The 19877-nt window shown below is 68.5% G+C and carries 15 protein-coding genes; 9 read left to right on the top strand and 6 right to left on the bottom strand.

Annotated elements, in window-relative coordinates; genetic code table 11:
• The first annotated feature begins 109 nt into the window (after positions 1–109).
• Genes QSJ30_RS02660 through QSJ30_RS02650 form a run of 3 tightly spaced genes read left to right on the top strand, consistent with a single transcriptional unit; the run spans position 110 to position 3861 of the window.
• Positions 110–1336, top strand: a complete 1227-nt coding sequence (locus QSJ30_RS02660) for an efflux RND transporter periplasmic adaptor subunit (RefSeq protein WP_285606236.1) — start codon at positions 110–112, stop codon at positions 1334–1336.
• A 9-nt stretch (positions 1337–1345) separates the two neighbouring features.
• Complete coding sequence (locus QSJ30_RS02655) at positions 1346–2572, top strand: ABC transporter permease (RefSeq protein WP_285606235.1); 1227 nt, start codon at positions 1346–1348, stop codon at positions 2570–2572.
• 2 nt (positions 2573–2574) lie between these two features.
• Entirely contained in the window at positions 2575–3861 is a 1287-nt protein-coding gene (locus QSJ30_RS02650) for an ABC transporter permease (protein ID WP_285606234.1), read from the top strand.
• Positions 3862–4068: 207 nt separating this feature from the next.
• Here QSJ30_RS02650 and QSJ30_RS02645 read toward each other — a convergent pair whose 3' ends face one another.
• Positions 4069–4467, bottom strand: a complete 399-nt coding sequence (locus QSJ30_RS02645; protein WP_285606233.1) for an OsmC family protein — start codon at positions 4465–4467, stop codon at positions 4069–4071.
• A 221-nt stretch (positions 4468–4688) separates the two neighbouring features.
• Between QSJ30_RS02645 and QSJ30_RS02640 the strand changes: the two genes are divergently transcribed.
• The 6 genes from QSJ30_RS02640 (at position 4689) to QSJ30_RS02615 (ending at position 13509) form a co-directional block, all read left to right on the top strand.
• The gene (locus QSJ30_RS02640) at positions 4689–5429 is read left to right on the top strand and encodes a hypothetical protein (protein WP_285606232.1); all 741 of its coding nucleotides are present in this window, start codon (positions 4689–4691) and stop codon (positions 5427–5429) included.
• Positions 5430–5497: 68 nt separating this feature from the next.
• Complete coding sequence (locus QSJ30_RS02635; RefSeq protein ID WP_285606231.1) at positions 5498–6907, top strand: pyridoxal phosphate-dependent decarboxylase family protein; 1410 nt, start codon at positions 5498–5500, stop codon at positions 6905–6907.
• A gap of 198 nt (positions 6908–7105) precedes the next feature.
• Positions 7106–7954 (top strand): glutamate 5-kinase, encoded by an 849-nt coding sequence (proB, locus tag QSJ30_RS02630; protein ID WP_285606230.1) that lies wholly within the window; start codon positions 7106–7108, stop codon positions 7952–7954.
• Positions 7951–9267: a glutamate-5-semialdehyde dehydrogenase gene (locus tag QSJ30_RS02625; protein ID WP_285606229.1), complete on the top strand. Its 1317-nt coding sequence runs from the start codon at positions 7951–7953 to the stop codon at positions 9265–9267. The genes proB and QSJ30_RS02625 overlap by 4 nt, the downstream gene beginning before the upstream one ends.
• A 121-nt stretch (positions 9268–9388) precedes the next feature.
• Positions 9389–10699, top strand: coding sequence for an aminotransferase class I/II-fold pyridoxal phosphate-dependent enzyme (locus tag QSJ30_RS02620; RefSeq protein WP_285606228.1), 1311 nt, complete (start codon positions 9389–9391; stop codon positions 10697–10699).
• Entirely contained in the window at positions 10699–13509 is a 2811-nt protein-coding gene (locus tag QSJ30_RS02615; RefSeq protein ID WP_285606227.1) for a M20/M25/M40 family metallo-hydrolase, read from the top strand. Before QSJ30_RS02620 ends, QSJ30_RS02615 begins: the two co-directional genes overlap by 1 nt.
• 51 nt (positions 13510–13560) lie before the next feature.
• Here QSJ30_RS02615 and QSJ30_RS02610 read toward each other — a convergent pair whose 3' ends face one another.
• From QSJ30_RS02610 to QSJ30_RS02590, 5 genes are all read right to left on the bottom strand, one after another.
• Positions 13561–13731 (bottom strand): YHS domain-containing protein, encoded by a 171-nt coding sequence (locus tag QSJ30_RS02610; RefSeq protein ID WP_285606226.1) that lies wholly within the window; start codon positions 13729–13731, stop codon positions 13561–13563.
• Positions 13728–14159, bottom strand: a complete 432-nt coding sequence (locus tag QSJ30_RS02605) for a hypothetical protein (protein WP_285606225.1) — start codon at positions 14157–14159, stop codon at positions 13728–13730. The genes QSJ30_RS02610 and QSJ30_RS02605 overlap by 4 nt, the downstream gene beginning before the upstream one ends.
• An 813-nt stretch (positions 14160–14972) precedes the next feature.
• On the bottom strand, positions 14973–16847 hold the full coding sequence (locus QSJ30_RS02600; RefSeq protein WP_285606224.1) for an aldolase/citrate lyase/malate synthase family protein: 1875 nt from the start codon (positions 16845–16847) through the stop codon (positions 14973–14975).
• A 71-nt stretch (positions 16848–16918) separates the two neighbouring features.
• On the bottom strand, positions 16919–18064 hold the full coding sequence (locus tag QSJ30_RS02595; protein WP_285606223.1) for a glycerate kinase: 1146 nt from the start codon (positions 18062–18064) through the stop codon (positions 16919–16921).
• 87 nt (positions 18065–18151) lie between these two features.
• A complete protein-coding gene (locus QSJ30_RS02590) occupies positions 18152–19777 on the bottom strand; it encodes an L-lactate permease (protein WP_285606222.1) in 1626 nt (541 codons plus the stop codon).
• Positions 19778–19877: the final 100 nt, after the last annotated feature.

The following is a 19877-nucleotide window of genomic DNA, read 5'->3' as shown; positions in this document are numbered from 1 at the left end:
TTCGGAGTCAATGAAAACAAATTCCATTAACGATGCCCAAGGCCACTAAACCCCTTGGCTGTCTGCGCGAAGATAGAGATACGTTCAGCCCGTTGGGGAGGCCTTTGACATGAAGCGGAAGCAGATGTGGATCCTCGGCGGAGGACTGGCGGTCATTGTGATCGGCGGGTTGAGCCTCGCCGGCATGCGGGACAAGGGCATCGCCGTCCAGGTGGCCACCGTGGGCCGCGAGAACCTCCAGGCGAAGGTGAGCGCCAACGGCAAGATCCAGGCGGTGACCAAAGCCGACATCTCGGCCAGCATCATGGGGCAGGTGACGCGCCTGGCCGTCAAGGAAGGCGACCGGGTCCACAAGGGCCAGTTCCTCATGGAGATCGACCCCCGCAGCGCCCGCGCCAACGCGGACGCCATGCAGGCCAACCTGCACGCGGCCCAGTCCGACCTGATCTCCGCCTCGGCCAACCTCGCCCAGGCCCGCTCCGACTTCGACCGGGCCAAGGCGAACCGCACCGCGGGCATCATCTCCGCGGCGGACTTCGAGCGGGCGAGGACGGCCTTCGAGACGGCCCAGGCCGCCCAGGAGACCGCCCGCCGCCGGACGGACCAGGCGAAGGCCAACGTGAGCCAGTCCCACGTGGGCCTCGGCTTCTCCACCATCTCCGCGCCCATGGACGGCGTCGTGACCGCCCGCCGCATCGAGCTGGGCGAGACCGCCGTGCCCGGGATCCAGAACCAGGCCGGCACCGTGCTGCTCACCGTCTCCGACATGAGCAAGGTCGAGGCGGAGATGGAAGTGGACGAAGCCTCCATCCCCAGCGTGAAGCTGGGCCAGGAGGCCCAGGTGCGCGTGGACGCCTACCCCAACCAGACCTTCCAGGGACAGGTCACCGAAGTGGGCGGCAGCCCCATCCTCAAGCTCAGCGCCAACGAAGCCACCAAGTTCAAGGTGAAGGTCTGGATCAAGGATCCGCCCCTCACCATCAAGCCCGGCCTCTCGGTCCAGGCGGACATCTTCACGGGCAGCCGCGACCAGGCCCTGGCCATCCCCTTCCAGTCCCTCGTCATGCGCGAGATCAAGCTGAAGCCCGGGGAGGCCCGCAAGCCCGGCGCCCCGCGCGAGGAGGAGGGCGTGTTCCTCCAGGAGGGCGGCAAGGCCAAGTTTGTGGCCGTGAAGACCGGGCTCATGGGCGACCTCTCCGTGGAGGTGCTCTCCGGGCTCAAGGGCGGCGAGACGCTCATCACCGGCCCCAACCGGGCGCTGCGCGACCTCAAGGGCGGGGAGGCGGTGCGGGTGGAGAAGGCGAAGAAGAAGGACAAGGACGAAGGCAAGCCCTGAGGCCCGGCCATGAATCCCACTGAACTCCTCCGCGCCTCTCTGAGGGCGATCCGGGCGCACACCCTGCGCAGCTTCCTCACGCTGCTGGGCGTCATCATCGGCGTGGCCACCATCGTCGCCGTGGTGGGCGTGATCTCGGGCCTGAACACCTACGTGAAGGAGAAGATCATCGTCCTGGCCCCGGACGTCTTCATCGTCCAGAAGTTCGGCATCATCCGGAGCCGCAAGGAGTTCCTGGACGCCCTCAAGCGGCCGCCCATCACCTGGTCCGAATACGAGCGCCTCTCCAGCGGCATGCTCAAGGAGGCCACCCAGATCTCGGCCGCCGCCGGCAACGCCATGCCCGTGAACTATGGCGACAAGCGCCTCCCGGACATCATCGTCATCGGCACCACCGCGAACTTCGGCGGCCTCTTCAACCTCGAGATGGAAGCTGGCCGGTACTTCGGCGAGAACGAGAACCAGGCCGCCCAGGCCGTAGCGGTCATCGGCGCCAACACCCGGGAGGAGCTGTTCCCGCACCTGGATCCCGTGGGCCGCATCCTGCTGATCCGGGGCCTGCCCTTCCGCATCATCGGCGTCATGCCCAAGCAGGGGCGCACCATCGGCTTCAACCAGGACGGCCGCATCTACATCCCCCTCCAGGTCTACCGGAAGAACTTCATGGCCGCCAACGACAGCCTCGAGCTCCACATCAAGGCCCGGGGCGGCGTGGAGGGGCTCGACGCCTCCATGGACGAGGTCCGCGCCATGTTCCGCGCCATGCGGCACACCAGCTTCCGCAACCCCGACCCCTTCGGCATCATCACCCAGGAGAGCCTGCAGCAGCTCTGGAAGACCATCAGCAGCGCGGCGTTCCTGCTGCTCATGCTCATCTCCAGCGTGAGCCTCGGCGTGGGCGGCATCGTGATCATGAACATCATGCTGGTGAGCGTGGTCGAGCGCACCCAGGAGATCGGCGTCCGCATGGCCCTGGGCGCCCGCAAGCGCGACATCCGCCGCCAGTTTCTGCTGGAGGCCGCCCTGCTTTCCGCCGCCGGGGGCGTGGTGGGCGTGCTGGTGGGCTCGGCGGGCGCCTTCACCATCCGGGCCCTGGCGGACTTCCCGGCGCAGATCACGCCCGGCATCGTCCTCACGGGCATCCTCCTCAGCACCCTTGTGGGCCTGGCCGCGGGCTTCCTGCCTGCCTTCCGGGCCTCCAACCTCGTCGTCATCGACGCGATCCGGGCGGAGTGATCATGGCCAGGCGGAACGCGGGCTTTCGGGGCATCGGCAGCGAGAATGTGAAGTTCGCCATGCGCGCCATGGTGGCCCAGAAGCTGCGGAGCTTCCTCACGCTGCTGGGCATCGTGGCCGGCGTGGCCACGGTCATCGCCATGGTGAGCTTCGTGTCGGGCTTCAACGACGCGGTCACGGACAGCTTCAGCAGCTTCGGCACCACCCTGGTGCAGTTCCAGAAATACGAGCAGCGGTTCGGCGGCGGCGGGCCGCTGCCCGAGGACCAGAAGCGCAGGCGGAACCTCACCATCGAGGACGCCGAGGCGCTCAAGCGCACGGCCACGCTGGCGGCGGCCGTCTCCCAGGAGCGCTACCTGTTCGGACCGGCGGGCGCCTCCCTCATCATCAAGACGCCCGAGGGCACCGAAGCCAACGGCCCCACCTTCGTGGGCACCAATCCGGACTATGCGCCGTCCAACAACTCCTTTGTCCAGGATGGCCGCTTCCTGGCGGACGCCGACATCGCGCACGCCTCCCGCACCTGCGTCCTCGGCCCCGAGACCGCCACGGCCCTCTTCGGCAGGAAGGATCCCATCGGCCGCATCGTGCTCGTGAACGGCACCGCCTTCAGCGTCGTGGGGCTGCTGGAGAAGAAGGGCAGCTTCCTGGGCGGCGACGCCGACAACATCCTGATCGTGCCCATCAGCACCTTCGACGAGATGTTCCCCCAGGTGAAGAACGGCACCGGCGACACCATCCACATCGCCACCGTGCCCAAGGACCCCAAGCGCATGTACGAGATGATGGACCAGGAGGTGGCCATCCTCCGGGCCCGGCGGGGGTTGCGGGCGAACCAGCCGAACGACTTCGCCATCTTCACCAGCGAAGCCCAGCTCAAGACCTTCCAACAGATCACCGGCGGCATCGCCGGCGCCATGATCCTCATCGCCGCCATCGCCCTGCTGGTGGGCGGCGTGGGCGTCATGAACATCATGCTGGTGAGCGTCACCGAGCGCACCCGCGAGATCGGCGTGCGGAAGGCCCTGGGCGCCACCCGCAAGGACATCGCCATGCAGTTCCTGGTGGAGGCCATCAGCCTCACGGGCGTGGGCGGCGCCATCGGCATCGCCGTGGGCCTGGGCATCGCCATGCTGGTCCGCCTCGTCTTCGAGTTCCCGGCCGCCGCGCCCATCTGGAGCATCATCCTTGGCTTCGGCGTCAGCACGGCCGTGGGGCTGATCTTCGGGCTGTGGCCCGCCCTCAAAGCCGCGAAGCAGGACCCGATCGAGGCCCTGCGCTACGAGTAGATCACCTCATCGCCCGTGGGCCAGCGCCTGGGCGCTCGGCTTCGCCTCGCGCACGGCGCCTGCTCCCCCACGAACGGACGCGCCACTGGCGCGTCCTCCCACTCGCCTTCGGCTCGCGGAGCGGGTCCCGCGGCCCGCGCTGAAGGCCGCGAAGCAGGATCCGATCGAGGCCCTCCGGTACGAGTAGGCCCTTCTCCGGGACGGACCTCAGCCCTCGACCAGGGTCTTCACGCTGAACGCCGGCGGATGCTCGATATGCTTCTTCACCGTGCATTGACTGGCGGTGCGCACGAGGGCCTCGTGGTACTTCTCGGGGAACGTCGACGGCACCACGATCTCCAGCTCCACGCGCCCCACCATCCCCGTGGCGGGATCGGGGACGGTCCGCTGGACCAGGCGGATGCCCTCGGTCGGGAGCTCCCGCTGGCGGCAGAAGTTCAGCACGTAGATGCCGGCGCAGGTGGCGAGGGACGCCTGGAAGAGGGCAAAGGGGCTGGGCGCGGACCCTTCACCGCCACCCTGGACAGGCTGGTCCGTCATGACGGTGTAAGGCCCGAAGTGCGCGTCGACCCGCGCGCCGCCCGGGAAGTCGATGGTCATGTCCATGCTCGGCTCCTTGCTCCAGAACCTTCACGGTTCTACAATATTCTATAATAACCAAACAGGACTATTCAACGATTCCTTGAAGGGAAATCGCCCCGGCTGCACCGCGGGAGATCGCCGCTCACTTCGGCTTCCGCGCGCTGGACTGCCAGCCGGGAGACCTGCTGCGATACGAACCGGATCCATTCCCGTAAGCTGATCCAGTTCGATTCCCGGGAGCCGCCATGCGCCTTCAACTCGTTGCCCTGCTCCTCGCCGGTGGACTCCTCCAGGCCGATGGACTGTCGGACCTCAAGGCCACGCTCGCCCGGATGACCGGCCAGGACCCCGTGAAGGCCAGCGTGGACTACCAGTTCTGGAGCCGGCAGGGGGATGACAAGGCCCCGGTCATCACCGAAGGCAAGGCCACCACCTTCGTGGAGGATGGTCCCCAGGGGTTGAGGATGTCCTGGAACCGGGCCCTCATCCAGACCGCTGCCCAGGAGGCCAGGGTCCAGGCAATGGACCCCGAAAAGAGGGCCACCACGCGGCGGGCCATCGAGGGTCTGAAGCCCGTCGAGGTGAGCGATTACCTCAATGGGGCCGAGGAACTGCTCCGCATGCTGGAACAGGGGCAGCTGCTGGAGGAGAAGGCCGAGGCCTGGCAGGGGAAACCGGCCAGGCGCTTCCTGTTGAAGCTCGCGCCCAGGCTGTCCAAGCAGGACCAGAAATACGTGAAGGATTTCGATGCCACGGCCAGCGTCTGGGTCGGAACCGACGGCCTGCCCCTGGCCGCCGAGACCCATACCCGGATGAAGGGGCGGGCCCTGCTCGTCATCAGTTTCGAGCAGCAGCAGAAGGAATCCTTCCAGTTCATGAAGGTCGGGAACCGCCTGGTGGTGGTGCGCCATGCCAGGGAAAGCAGCGGTTCCGGCGGGGGCGAACGCGGCCAGTCGAAAACCACCGTCATCCTCCACCTGAGCTGACCCGCAGCCGATTGCCCCTTCCCACATCCAGGTCGCGCCGCGGCCGGGATGCGGCGAAACTAGGGACCATGGACGCCCAAGAATTCCGCCGCCTCGGTTACCAGCTCGTGGATTGGATCGCAGACTACCGCGAAGGCCTCGAGCGCCTGCCCGTCATGAGCCAGGTGAAGCCCGGCGAGATCCGGGCGGCCTTCCCGGACCACCCGCCCCTCCACGGGGGCCGCGTGGCCCAGGCCCTGGCGGCCCTGGAGCGGGACGTGATGCCCGGCATCACCCACTGGAACCATCCATCCTTTTTCGCCTACTTCCCCAGCAACACCAGTTACAGCTCGATCCTCGGCGACCTGGCCGCCTCGGGCCTGGGTGCCCAGGGCATGAGCTGGCAGACCAGCCCCGCCGCCACGGAAGTCGAGGAAGTGGTCATGGACTGGCTGCGCCAGATGGTGGGCCTGAGCACGGCCTTCACCGGCGTCATCCACGACACCGCCAGCACCGCCACGTTCACGGCCCTGCTCTGCGCCCGGGAGAAGGTCTCGGACTACGCCCAGAACACCGAAGGCCTCCAGAGCGGCGAGGCGCCCCTGGTGGTCTACGCCACGGACCAGGGCCACAGCTCCATCGAGAAGGCCGCGCTGCTGGCGGGCTTCGGCCGCAGCTTCCTCCGCCTCATCCCCACGGATGAGAATCACGCCGTCCGGCTCGACCTGCTCCAGGCCGCCATCGGGAAGGACATCGAGATCGGCCTGCGCCCCTGCGCTCTGGTCGCGGCCATCGGCACCACGGGCACCACGGCCCTGGACCCCCTGCCGGCCCTGGCGGACCTGGCGGAACGGCACGGGATGTGGCTCCACGTGGACGCGGCCCTCGCGGGCACGGCCATGGTGCTGCCCGAGTGCCGCTGGATGTGGGAGGGCATCGAGCGGGCCGACAGCCTGGTCTTCAACCCCCACAAGTGGATGGGCGTGGGCTTCGACCTCAGCGCCTACTACGTGCGCGATCCCCAGCACCTCATCCGCGTGATGAGCACCAACCCCAGCTACCTGCGTACGGCCCAGGACGGCCAGGTGAGCAACTTCCGCGACTGGCACATCCAGCTGGGCCGCCGCTTCCGGGCGCTCAAGCTCTGGTTCTACCTCATGGATGTCGGCGTGGAGGGCCTCCAGGCCCGCATCCGGCGCGACCTGGACAATGCCCAGTGGCTCAAGGACCAGGTGGACGCCGCCCCGGACTGGGAGCGCCTGGCCCCGGTGCCCCTCCAGACCGTCTGCCTCCGCCATCTCAAGCCCGGCCTGGACGAGGCCTCCCTCACCGCCCACAACCTGGAGATCGCCCGGCGCATCAACGAGGGCGGCAAGGCCTACCTCACGCCCGCGCTACTCAAGGGGCGGCAGATGCTCCGCGTGAGCATCGGGGCGGAGGCCACCGAGCGGCGCCACGTCGAGGCGGTGTGGGAGGCTCTGCAGCTGGCCGCGAACTGATCCGCCATTCTCCATTGCGCCTGCCGCCCCGCTTCGGCACACTTGGCACACCATGATTCCTGTCGCGACCCTCAACCCGATCCCCAGCCAGCCCATCCCCGGCATTCCGGTGGGAGGGGTCTGAGTCCGTCGTCCATACGATCCGCTCACCCGCCCCCGGTGCCCACCAGCCCGGGGGTTTTGCTTTCGGCAGGTCCCATGATCCACAGACTCGAAGCCTCCGCCGCCCGGACGGACCTTTCCAAGGCCAGGCGGATCGTGCTGAAGCTCGGCACGCAGGTGGTGCTGGACAACGAAGGCCGGCCGGCCCTGAGCCGCCTGTACGGACTGATGGAAACCGTGGCGACCCTGCGCCGGCAGGGCGCCCAGCCCGTGCTGGTATCCTCTGGCGCCGTGGGGCTCGGCGCCCGGCAGCTCGGCATCCAGCCCGAGGGCCTGTCGCAGAAGCAGGCCTGCGCCGCGGCCGGCCAGGGCCAGCTCATGTCCATCTACCAGGAGGGCTTCGCCCGCATGGGCCTGTGCGCCGCCCAGGTGCTGCTCACGGAAGACGACTTCGCCGATCCCCTCCGCCACGCCAACCTTCGGCGCACCCTCGAGACCCTGCTGGAACTGGGGGCGATCCCCGTGCTCAACGAGAACGACACCGTGTCCACCCTGGAGCTGGAGCGCCCCTCCCCCGGCCGGCGGCCGATCTTCAGCGACAACGACCATCTGTCGGCCCTCGTCGCCGCGCATCTCGAGGCCGATCTGCTGATCCTCCTCTCGGACGTCACTGCCCTCCACACCCGGAACCCCGGGCTGCATGCGGACGCGAGGCCCCTGACCGAGATCCCCTTCGGGGCCGATCCCCAGGCCAGGCTCGACGGCACCTCGGGCCGCGGGCGGGGCGGCATGGTCAGCAAGGTGGCGGCGGCCCGGGCCGCGGCGAAGGCCGGCGTGCCCGTGGTGCTGGCCTCGGGCCTCGCCGTCGGGATCCTCGACCAGATCCTGGCAGGCGAGCCCGTCGGCACCCTCTTCCTCGCCGCCCCCAGGGGAGTCCAGCCATGAGCGAAGCAGCCCTCAGCCCCCTCCAGATCCAGGCCATGGCCCAGGCCGCCCGCGAGGCATCGCGGCGCCTGGCGACCACCTCCTCCGGGCTCCGATCGACGGCACTCCTGCGGCTGGCCGACCTGCTGGAGCGCCAGGCCCACGTCCTCCTCGCGGCGAATGAAGAGGATGTCCGCGCCGCCGGGGACACCCTCCCCGCCGCCACCCTCCAGCGGCTCCACCTGGATGCCCCCAAGCTGGCCGCCATGGCCCAGGGCGTGCGCGCCGTGGCCGCCCTGCCCGATCCCCTGCACCGGGTCCAGCTGCGCCGGCTGCTGGATGACGGCCTCGAGCTCACCCGCGTGAGCTGCCCTCTGGGCGTGCTCTGCGTCGTGTTCGAAGCGAGGCCCGACGCCCTGGTCCAGATCAGCGCCCTGGCCCTCAAGAGCGGCAATGCGGTCCTGCTCAAGGGCGGCCGCGAGGCCCGCCGCTCCAACGCCGCGCTCCTGGCCGTGATCCAGCAGGCCCTGGCGGAAGCCGGCTTGCCGGACGCCGCGGTCCAGGGCCTGCCGGACCGCGAGGCCGTGGCAGTCCTGCTGCAGCGTCCCGACCTGGTGGACCTCGTGATCCCCCGCGGCTCCCGGGAGCTGGTGCAGAGCCTCCAGGCCGCCACCCGGATCCCCGTGCTGGGGCACGCCGACGGCATCTGCCACATGTACCTCGACGAGGCCGCGGAGACGGCCATGGCCGTGGCCCTGGTGCGGGACGCGAAGCTGCAGTACCCGGCGGCCTGCAACGCGGTGGAGACGGTGCTGATCCACCGCCGGGCCGCGGCCCGTCTGCTGCCGGCCCTGGCGGCGGACCTCGCCCCCCGGGGCGTGGAGCTGCGGGGCTGCCCCGCCTGCCTGGAGCTGGTGCCCACCCTCGGCCCGGCCACGGAAGCCGACTGGGATGCGGAGTACGGCGCCCCCATCCTGGCCCTGAAGGTGGTGGCGGATCTCGATGCGGCCCTGGCCCACATCCGCGCCCACGGCAGCGGCCACACGGAGGCCATCGTGACGAGAGATCCCCGGGCCGCGGCCCGCTTCCTGGCCGAGGTCGATGCGGCGGGCGTCTTCCACAACGCCTCCACACGCTTCGCCGACGGCTACCGGTACGGCTTCGGCGCCGAGGTGGGCATCAGCACCGGGCGCATCCATGCCCGCGGGCCCGTGGGGCTCGAAGGCCTGCTCAGCTACCGGTACCTCCTCCTGGGGCATGGGCAGTGCGTGGAGGACTACACAGGGCCCTCGGGCCGGCCGTTCCGGCACCTGGATTTCACCAGCGAACCATAACCATCATTTATTGATATATAACGTTCTATAACTTGAGCCCATGGCCCGGACTGGTAATCTTAACCAATGCTTGTCGCCCCCGGGTTGCCGCAGGGGCGACTTTTTCGTATCGGGAGGATCCATGGCTGCCCTGCTCTCCCCTGAAACGCCCGCCTTCGCCGTGCCTGAGGCCAATCTCGTCCCGGTGAGCGATCACCTGAAACAGCTGGCGCCGATTCCCGCCTCCCGCATGTTCCTCATCAACAAGTCGCTGAAGGTCTTCCAGGAGAAGCAGCCCGGCGCGCCGGTCTTCGACGCCAGCCAGGGCGACGGCGGGGCCTCGCTCCCCGGCGTGCCCGGGGCGCTGCTGGACCGCGCCTTCGAGCTGCAGAAGCAGCACGGCACCGCCTACGACATGCCCTTCGGCACCGAGGCCTACCGCAAGGCCGTGGCCGAGCAGTACTGGAAGCTCGCGCCGGACACCGGCTGGGGCACGGCCAATGTCATCGGCACCCAGGGCGGCCGCGACGGCCTGCAGAAGGCCTACCAGGCCATGCTGGCCCTGGGCCACGGCCGCCAGGGCGACGTGATCGTGGTCAGCCGCGTGCCCTGGATCAGCTACAACTGGGGGCCGTACGGCATCGGCGCCAATGTGATGTGGGCCCCGGGCCGGGCGGAGGAAGGCTGGGCCTATTCCGAGGACGGCATCCGCGCCTGCGTCACCGAAGCCGCGAAGTCGAGCCGCAAGGTGGCGGGCCTCGTCATCACCAGCCCCGACAACCCCACGGGCCAGACGCTCACGCTGGAGCGCCAGATCGCCCTGGCCCGCACTGCGCTGGAAGCCGGCGTGGCCTACGTCCTCTTCGACTGGATGTACCACGCGGTGGGGGATGGCGAGCCCTACGACGTGAACGTCCTCCTGCGCGCCTTCGAGCCCGCGATGCGCAAGCGCCTGATGGTGCTCGACGGCCTCACCAAGAGCCTCGGCGCCTCCAACATCCGCAACTGCCACCTGCTGGCGGACGCGGAGGTGGTCAAGGTCATCGTGGCCCAGGCCTCGCACACCGTGATCCCCTCCTTCTTCAGCCTGGCCGTGGCCATGGCCGCCTACGAGAAGGGCTTCGCCGCCGCCTCCGCGCCCATCGCCGAGCCCACCCGCGCCAGCCGCGCCTGGCTGCGCGGCTTCCTCAAGGAGCAGCAGCTCACCCACATCATCGGGCAGGGCTACTACGCCTTCATCAAGGTGGCGGATGCCTTCGCGGCCAAAGGCTGGGCCGACTCCGAGCCCATGGGCCAGTACCTGGCCGAGGAGCACGGCGTGGCCGTCGTTCCCGGCGCCTTCTTCAGCCCCTACGGCGCCGAGTGGATCCGCTTCTCCTACGCCACCCCCGTCGAGCGCACCCGGGGTGCCGCCGAGCGGCTCGTGGCGGCGCTGAAGAGTCTGGAGGGCTAGTGTTCGACCTGAACGCCTTCGTCGAGAAGTTCCAGCTGGCGCGCCAGACGGCGCTGGAGACCCGTCCCTCGGGCGGCCTCTGCGGGCTGGAGTTGGAGTGGAACCTGGTGGATCCGCAGTTCCGCCCCCTGCTCACCGTGGGCACGGGGCCGGACCGCATGTCCTTCGTCGATCACCTGCGGACCAAGGTGCTGGCGCCCTGGACCGAGGAGTACCACCAGTTGGAGGTCTTCCACTGGATGATCGAGTGGGTCACGCGGCCCTACCACACCCCCCGGGGCGCGGTGTACGAAGGCCGCCTGCTTGAGGCCGCCCTCATCAACGCCCTCTACAAGGCGGGCCGCGCCTTCGGGGAACCCCTGCACTACTGGCACGGGAACCTGCTCGTGCTGCCGGAGATCGGGCCCGACTGCGTGCCCATGTCCTGGCACCTGGCCAAGCGGCGCTACCTCCAGCGCTGCGTCGAGCTGTACGGCACCGAGCTGGCCACCGCGGGCACCCACTCGAACCTCAGCCTGCCCGAGCCCATGCTGGCCTGGGACTTCATGCACCTGCCCGCCTCCGAGCGCGGCGACCGGCACCTGGACGACTACAAGAACCAGGTCTACATCACGGGCACGCGGCTCATGCGGGCCTTCGCGGCGCTCTTCATCGCCACCAGCGCCAGCACGCCCCTCCAGGCCTCGGAGGAGGACGGCAGGCCCGTGGTGCGGCTCACGCCCTACGAATCGGTGCGGAACCTCACCTTCCCCAACCCGCCGGCCCTGGACATGCCGGACCTGAACCGCAGCCACGCCGACTACCTGCGCCTGTCCTACGACCTGGTGCGGCGCGGCGTCCGCTTCGGCAACAACAACTGGATCCCCGTGCGCGCCCGCTCCCAGGCCGAGCCCGTGGAGCGCCTCATCCAGGTCACCAGCGACCAGCTGCACGACATCTACGCCCGGGGCCTCTTCGCCGCCGGCGAGACGCGCAACGTGGAGGACATGGCCGCGCAGATCGAGCGGCAGAACCTCTTCGCGCGCATCGACCTGCCCATGGCCCGCGTGGAAGTGCGCACGGACGACCCCGGCCACGAGCTGGCCCTCGACGTGGCGAACCTCACCCTCAAGCACCTGCTGCTGCTCCGCTTCTACGCCGATCCCGACTTCGCCCGCGGCTTCCGCTACGACGCCGAGGACATCACCCGGGCCCGCCGCAACGAGGAGCTGGCCGCCAGGGAGGGCCTGAACGCCGTCATCGAGGATCCCCTCACCGCCAAGCCCGTGGCCATGCGCCCATTCCTGGCCTGGACCCTCAACCAGCTGCGGCCCATGGCCGAGGCCCTGGGCTTCTGGGAGGACCTCCAGCCGTTGCGCGACATGGTTGAAGGCGCGCCCAGCACCGCCGAGAAGATCCGCCAGCGCCTGCAGGCGAAGCTCGGCACCTCGGACATCGTGCCGCCGGCCCTGCTCGTCGAACTGGCCGAGGCGCGGAAGGTCCAGGTCCGCGACGAGGTGGAGACCGTCACCGCCCACCTGGCCGACCTCGGCGCGGAGCAGAACAAACTCCAGGACTTCGTGGAGCACGCCCGCGATGAAGTGCACCTCGATCCCCGGGCCCCCGTGCGCTTCCGGCCCCGGCCCGAAACCCTGGTGGAATCCGGCTTCGCGGACAAGACCGCAGAGGTGCTGTCCGTGTCCCAGCGCCTGATCCGCATCCCCAGCGTCACCGCCTGCCCCGAGGAGCGCATGCCCGAGATCCACCGGGCGGCCACCTTCATCTACGACTACCTCCGCAACCACGGCGTGCCCGTGCGCTACTTCGACCAGGCCACCTTCCCCGCGGTGCTGGCCCACTTCCCCGGCGGCGAGAAGGCCCCGGCCATGCTCTGCGGCCACTTCGACGTGGTGGAGCCGGAACCCGACGACAGCCAGTTCGAGCCGAAGATCGAGGGCGACTACCTCTGGGGCCGCGGCGCCGCGGACATGAAGACCGTGCTCTCCACCTACCTCGTCTGGATGAAGGACACCCTCAAGAAGGGCGCCCCCTACCCGCCCGTGAACCTGCTCCTGGTGGGCAACGAGGAGAACGGCGAGCTGGAGCCCATGGGCACCCCCCATGTGCTGCAGCAGCTGAAGGAGGAGTGGGGCTATGAGCCGTCCTTCTTCGTGGCCGGCGAGCGCACGGGCGAGAAGGGCACCGAGTTGTGGGGCGAAGTCTGCACCCAGAACCGCGGCGTGCTGCGGTTCGAGTTCGTGGCCCATGGCACCCGCGGCCACAGCGGCCTGGCGGGGGGCAGCGACCTCACGGAGCGCCTCCTGGGTGCGCGGGAGGCCCTGCGCGAGCTGTTCGGCAAGCGCCTCACCCTGAAGGCCTCGGACGGCTGGCAGTCCCTGGCCCGCTTCGCCTACATCCAGGTGGGCACGCCCGGCATCTTCAACATCACGCCGGATCGCGGCGCCCTGGGTGTGGAGATCCGCCCCATCCCCCAGGACGACATCTCAGGGCTGCGCGCCGACATCGTGGCCCTGGCGGAGAAGCGAGACCTGGAGTTCGTGCCCTCCGCCTGGGAGCCCGGCGTGGCCTGCGATCCCGAGAACCCCTACCTCAAGGCCCTGCTGGCGGGCATCGAAGCCGCCGGCGGCGAGATCCGCCTGGGCCGCAAGGGCGCCGGCACCTCCGCCCGCTTTGCCCCCAAGGGCCAGGGCGTGGTCTGGGGCCAGTCCGGCATCGGCCCCCACGCCGCCGGAGAGCGCCACTACATCCCGAGCATCGATCCCTACTACCGCGCCCTGCAGGCCTTCGCGGCGGAACTGCAAAAGGCGTGAATCCAAAGAAAGCCTGAAATCGAATTTTGCAGTCCCGCCAGGGTGCGGACGTCAGCCGTTGCAGGTTTCGGTGGTACCGGCGGACAGGGACTGGAACCTTTCCTGGCACATTTCGCTGCAGAAATAGTAGGTCTTCCCGTCCCGTTCTGAATGAAGCGCGGTGGCTTCATCGACACTCATCCCGCACGTGGGGTCTTTGGAGAAGGTCTTCGATTCGCTCATGGCCGCTCCCCGGTCTTCTTCTCCATCTCCTTCTTCATGGAATGGTGCGGCGTGGCGCCTTCGCCCATCTGCATGTGCTTCATCATCTCCATATGCATTTCCGCCATCCGGGCGTGCATGGCAGCCCGCTGATCTGCCAGCTTGGTGATGATGTCGGCCATCAGATCCACCCTGGAGTCCTTCGGCGCGCTGTTCATGCTGGCAACCAGAGCCGCCAGCTCAGCATCCTGGGCCTTCATGGTGGCCATCATGTCGTGGCAACGGTCCATCATCTTCCTGGAGTGCTCTGTCTTGGAGTGCTCCATCGTCATTTTCTTCGCCTTCGCAGGCTCGGTGGATTGCGCCAGGGACGGTGACCAGGCGGCCAAGCCCATGGCCAACGCAAGGCCCGTGGGGATCGCAAGGTTCTTGTTCAGCTTGATGGTCATGTTCGGTCCTTTTTGGGGTGAGGGCAGGAATGCCGGTTGCTGGATGAACGAGGCTTTGAAACACGGATGGAAGGGTTGAGCCTTCGGAATTCGACCGACGCCAAGCCCTCCCGAGGGTGGGCTTCGGCCAGGTCGATTCAGGCTCTCGTGTTTGATGTCCGCCCCCGATGTGCCGGGGCATGTGCATAAACCAAACCGTTCTATAAGTAATTATTTTAAAATATTTTATAAAACATCATCCGACTCGGTGGCTGGGCCTGCCCGATCAAAATGAAGCCGGCTCTCATCACTTCGATGATGGCTGTCAGCAGCTTCCCGGCAGCGAGGACGACCACCCCACCCCGCGGACCTTCGCGGCCCCGTTGAGAGCCTGACCGCAGGTAGGCTCACGGCTCGTGCCGTAGATCACTGTCAAAACATCCTTGTGCCGCCACCATCATGGATGGGTTTCAGGATGAAGGTCTGGCGACCTTCCGGAAGCCCCGGAGCCTTCCCGATGAGTCATGTCTCGAGTCAGCCGGCTGCTGCCTGCGCGGGCCGCCGCGCCCCGGGTGCGCTGGTCCCTGTCTGCGGCTGGTGCGGGAAGGTCCGCGACCAGGCCGGGGCCTGGCTTCCCGGGGAGCCGCGTTGCCTGGAAGTGGCGGGCACGGCCCTCACCCACGGCCTGTGCCCAGACTGCGCGACAACCCACTTCCCCGGCAGACAGGCCCAGGAGCATCGGCATGAAGAACCGGGTCAGCCAGCCTGACAGCGACAGGCTTGAATCCTGTTCATCCTGCCATTCATCCTGTTAATCCTCTCGCCGCATTCCCTTCAGAAATCCAGGTTCTCCGTGATCCGGGTGCCGTCCTGCTTGAAGGTCTCGAAGAACCGGGCGATGCGCTGTTCGGCCACGGCCAGGTCCTCCAGGCCCAGATTCAGGTTGAGCAGGTCCACGTACCAGGGAGCCTTGACCTTGCTCTGGACATAGGTCTGGACGATGGCGCGGGCGATGGGGAGGGTGGTGTTCTTGGAGTCGTCGTGGACATCGCGGTTGCCGGCCTGGCGGAGCTTGGCGTACTCCTCCTCCAGCAGCCGGGCGAAGAGGGCCGGCGTGAAGGCGTCCCCGGCGGCGGTGCCGGTGGCGGCGTCGGCCTCGGTGAAGACCGCGCCCTTGTGCAGCCACTCCCACAGGATGGAGACCCGGATCTCGCCCGTGGCCATGTCCTCCATGAGGTAGAGCACATCGTCGTTGCCGAAGAAGTCCGCCGGTTTCAGCGCAGCCGCCTGGAAGCCGCGCAGGAAGGCGTTGCCGTACTGGAGGGCCACGGAGAGCAGGTCGCGGGCGCCGGCGATGGTGCGGGGCGCCTCCTCCAGCTGCATCAGGCCCGCCGCGTCCGCGGGGCCGTAGGTCAGCGCCGGGAAGGCGCGGCCCATCTGGTTGGCTTCGCCCACGCGCTCCCACACGGGCCGCACGATGTGCACCATCTTCCAGTGGGCCACCCACTTGCCGGAGGCGCCCTCGCGCTGCTCGCGCTCGGCGCCGGCCACGGCGCGCTTCATGCTGGCCGCCACGCCCTCCTCGCTGCCCACGGGGATGTTGGGTTCCATGCCGCCCTGCCAGAGCGCGAAGCGCCCGTTCCGGTCCGGCGTGTTCATGGCCCGGCGCACGCGGTCCTCGTAGGTCCGCATGTAGCCGTAGGTCATGGTGATGGCCTGGATGTTGGGATTCACGAACTCGCGGTCCCAGGCCAGGGCGTCCGACACGCTGTTGATGTAGTCCCAACGGCCGGTGTTGAAGCCCACGAAGTGCGGTGACAGCGCCGCGCGGATCTCCATGAGCTGGAAGCACTGCTCCAGCTGCTCCACCAGCACGTAGCACTTGATGGTGCCCACGGGCAGGCCCAGGTGGCCCTCCAGGGCCAGCAGCATGTCGTTCCAGAGGGCGGCATCCTCGGCGGTCTGGGTCTTGGGCAGGTAGAGGACGATGCTGCGGCCCGCGGCCCGCAGCCGCTCGTGGTTGTTCACCACGTAGAGCACCAGGTCGGCGATGGAGGCGGAGAACCCGTGCCCGTCGCGGCGGATGTGGCGGTCCTCCAAGTGGAGGCCCCGGCAGCGGTACAGGATCGTGGTGAAGTCCAGCTGCTGGCGCCAGTCGGCGATGATGGGGCGGCCGAAGAAGCCGTCCGCCCAGCGGTTCATCTCCCCGGCCACCTCCTCGGCCACTTCCAGGAAGAGGGGATCCCGGGCGATGGCGAGCTTTAGGTTGCGGTGGTTGTCCAGCGACATGGTGTCCACCTGGCCCAGCGCATCCTCGCCGTCGAACATCCAGCCGTCCGCGCCGGAAAGCAGCGCATAGGCCACGTTGCGGAGGCCGGAGCGCACATCGGAGCGCGGCTTGGTGGCGGGCCCCGTGCCCTGGATCCACTGGCGGGTGAGATCGGGCGGGATCACGGCGCCATCGAAGTTCCCGGCGCGGGCATCGGCCACCTTGATCCGGGTGCCCGGAATCAGCGCTTCCGGATCGAGGAAGGCGATGCGCTCGCGCGCCTCCGCCCGCTGCTTCCGCCGCGCGGTCCGGGCCGCCATGCGCGCCCGGCGGCGCTCATCCAGGGGCGCCAGCACGTCGAGGGCACGAAGCACCTCCGGCGTGTAGACATCCGGGTAGGCGGACCGAACGGCGTCACGGAACTCGAGGGTCGTCGTCATGGGGATCTCCACTCAGTGGGCTGTAGGGACAATGACATTGATTCTGGCCGAGGGGGCGAGGCTACCGGGCGTCAACCACGCAGGGCCATGCCCACCTTCACCAGGCGGCAGGCCCGGGCCGCGGCGGCCTCCACGAGGACGGCGCCCTGGCCCATGCAGGCCTCCAGGGTCATGGGCTGGGGCACGGCGGTGGCGAGGGCGTCGATGCCGTGGGCCAGCACGTCGTCCGCCCCGTCGCCGAGGCCCCCGGCGATGCAGATCACGGGCACGCCGTGGCGCTTGGCCACCGCCGCCACACCCACGGGCGCCTTGCCCATGGCCGTCTGGAAATCCGTGCGCCCTTCGCCGGTGATGACCAGATCCGCGCCCTGGACCAGGGCGTCGAAGCCCGTGGTTTCCAGCACGATGGCCACGCCGGGCCGCAGGCTGGCCGGCGTGAAGAAGAGCAGGCCCGCGCCCAGGCCGCCGGCGGCCCCGGCGCCGGGCAGCAGCGCGATGTCGCGGCCCGTGGCGGCCTGGGCCACCCCTGCGAAGACGCCCAGGGCGGCATCCAGCTCCTGCACCATCTCCGGCGTGGCGCCCTTCTGGGGGCCGTAGACCGCCGAGGCGCCCCGCGGGCCGCAGAGGGGGTTGTCCACGTCGCAGGCGACCAGGACGCTGGCTTCGGCGAGGCGGGGGTCCAGGCCCGACAGATCGATGCGGGCCAGGCGCGCCAGGGCGGCACCGCCTTCGAGCAGCTCGCGACCCTCGGCATCCAGGAAGCGCACACCCAGGGCCCGGGCCATGCCCGTGCCGCCGTCATTGGTGGCGCTGCCGCCGATGCCGATGACGAGCTTGCGCAGGCCGGCGTCCAGGGCCGCCTTCATCAGCTCGCCCGTGCCGAAGGTGCTGGTGCTGCGGGGATCGCGGCGTTCCTTCGGCACCAGGGGCAGACCCGAGGCCGAGGCCATCTCGATGAACGCGGTGGTGCCGTCGCCGGAGATGCCCCAGTGGGCTCGCACGGGCTCGCCCAGGGGCCCCCGCACGCCCGCGTACAGGAGGCGCCCGCCCGTGGCGGCCACCAGGGCCTCGACCGTGCCCTCGCCACCATCGGCGATGGGCACCTTGAGCACTTCCGCGGCCGGGAACACGACATGGATGCCCCGCTCCATGGCCTCGGCCACGCCGAGGGCCGACACGCTGCCCTTGAAGGAATCCGGAGCCACGATGATGCGCATAGGCCCACCTCACATACACATGTTGCATTCAAAGATTAAAAAGACCGCCAAGACGCTCTCGCGTCTTGGCGGTTGTCGATCAGCAGGTCAGGGGACGAGCCCCGGGAACAGGAACGCGAAGCCGAAGACCATGAGGCCCAGCAGGATCACGTAGGGGATCGTGTACTTGATGGTCTGGCGCATGATCAGGCCTTCCTTCCCGGCCAGGCCCACGGCGGTGGCGGCGATGACGATGCTCTGGGGCGAGATCATCTTGCCCGCGGAGGCGCCCGCGCTGCCGGCCGAGGCCATGAGGATGTCGGACAGGCCCATGCCCTGGGCGGTGAGCTTCTGCAGGTTGCCGAAGAGGGCGTTGGCCGAGGTGTTGCTGCCCGTGAGGAACACGCCCAGGGTGCCGAAGAGCGGGCTCAGGAACGGATACACGTGCTTGCTCACCAGGGCGACGATGCCGTTGGCCATGGTGGCCACCATGGAGATCTGCTTGGTGGCGAGGTCGCCGACCACGGCCAGCTTGGTCTTGGGGTCGATGATGGGCAGGGCCAGGTTCATCACCTCGGCGATGGCGAGGATGCTGGCCACCGCGATGAAGGAGGGGATCATCTGCTTGAAGGTCTTGCCGAACTGCTCGCCCATCACGCCGTAGCTGATGCCCATGAAGGGGAAGGCGATGAGGCCGGCGATGAGCATGATGGTGCCGGGGCTCTGGAGCCAGGTGAACGCATAGAGCTTGCCGGGGTTGTAGATCTGGGCCTTGAGGAGCACCCACTTCCAGCCGGGGGCGCTGCCGTTGAAGAGGGGCTTGGTGCTGGGCAGGTTCACGGCGATGACGAGCACGGCCAGCAGCAGGTAGGGCAGCCAGGAGAGGAACAGCTCCTTCGCGTGGAACTCGCGCCGCTGCTCGGTGGCCGGGGCCTCACCCTCGAAGAGCCAGGGCTGGGCGCCCTTCTGGAAGTTCAGGTAGATGGCGGTGGCCACGAGGCAGACCAGGCCCGCCAGCACGGAGGTGAGGTCCGCGCCGATGAAGTTGGAGACGAGGAACTCGGTGATGGCGAAGCTGAGGCCCGACACCAGGATGGTGCCCAGGGCGCCCTTCATGCCCTTGGACTTGGACATGGCGTACACAGTGGCGAAGGCCATGATGAGCGCCAGGGGCGCCATGAAGCGGCCCGTCATCTGGGAGAGCTTCATCACGTCCAGGCCCGTGGTCTTGGCGAGCGTCACCGTGGGGATAGCGAGGGAGCCGAAGGGCACGGGGCCCGTGTTGGCCACCAGGCACACCAGGGCGGCCATCATGGGGTTGTAGCCCAGGCCGATGAGGATGCTGGCGGGAATGGCCACGGGGGCGCCGAAGCCGCAGATGCCCTCAAGGAAGGCGCCGAAGCCGAAGGCGATGAGCAGGGCCTGCGCGCGGCGGTCCACCGTCAGGTTCGCCATGGCGCCCTGCATCTTGTCCATCCAGCCCGTGGCCTTCAGCACGTTGTAGACCACCAGCGCGCCGAAGGGGATGTACATGATGGGGAAGATGCCCGTGAGCCCGCCCTGGAGGGCGGCCAGCACCGTGATCTTGGCCGGGAAGTGGAACACGAGGATCGCCGCGAGCACCGTCACCAGCAGGGCGATGGGTGCCACCTTCGCGGCGGGCTTCATCAGCAGCGGGATGCCGATGAGCAGAACGATTAGTGGCAGCGTGGCTGCGAGGACACTGAGAAACATTGTCTACCTCCGGATCAGTTGCAGAACAGTAGCGAACCTTGGTCTGACCACCAAGCCAAAAGCGTTTATTCGCCACAAGGGCCGGAATCGGGGAGATTCC

Origin of the sequence: Geothrix edaphica, from assembly GCF_030268045.1 — a bacterium.
Classification (GTDB): domain Bacteria; phylum Acidobacteriota; class Holophagae; order Holophagales; family Holophagaceae; genus Geothrix; species Geothrix edaphica.
Note: the sequence above shows the minus strand (reverse complement) of the source record. Positions and strands in the feature narration are given on the sequence as shown.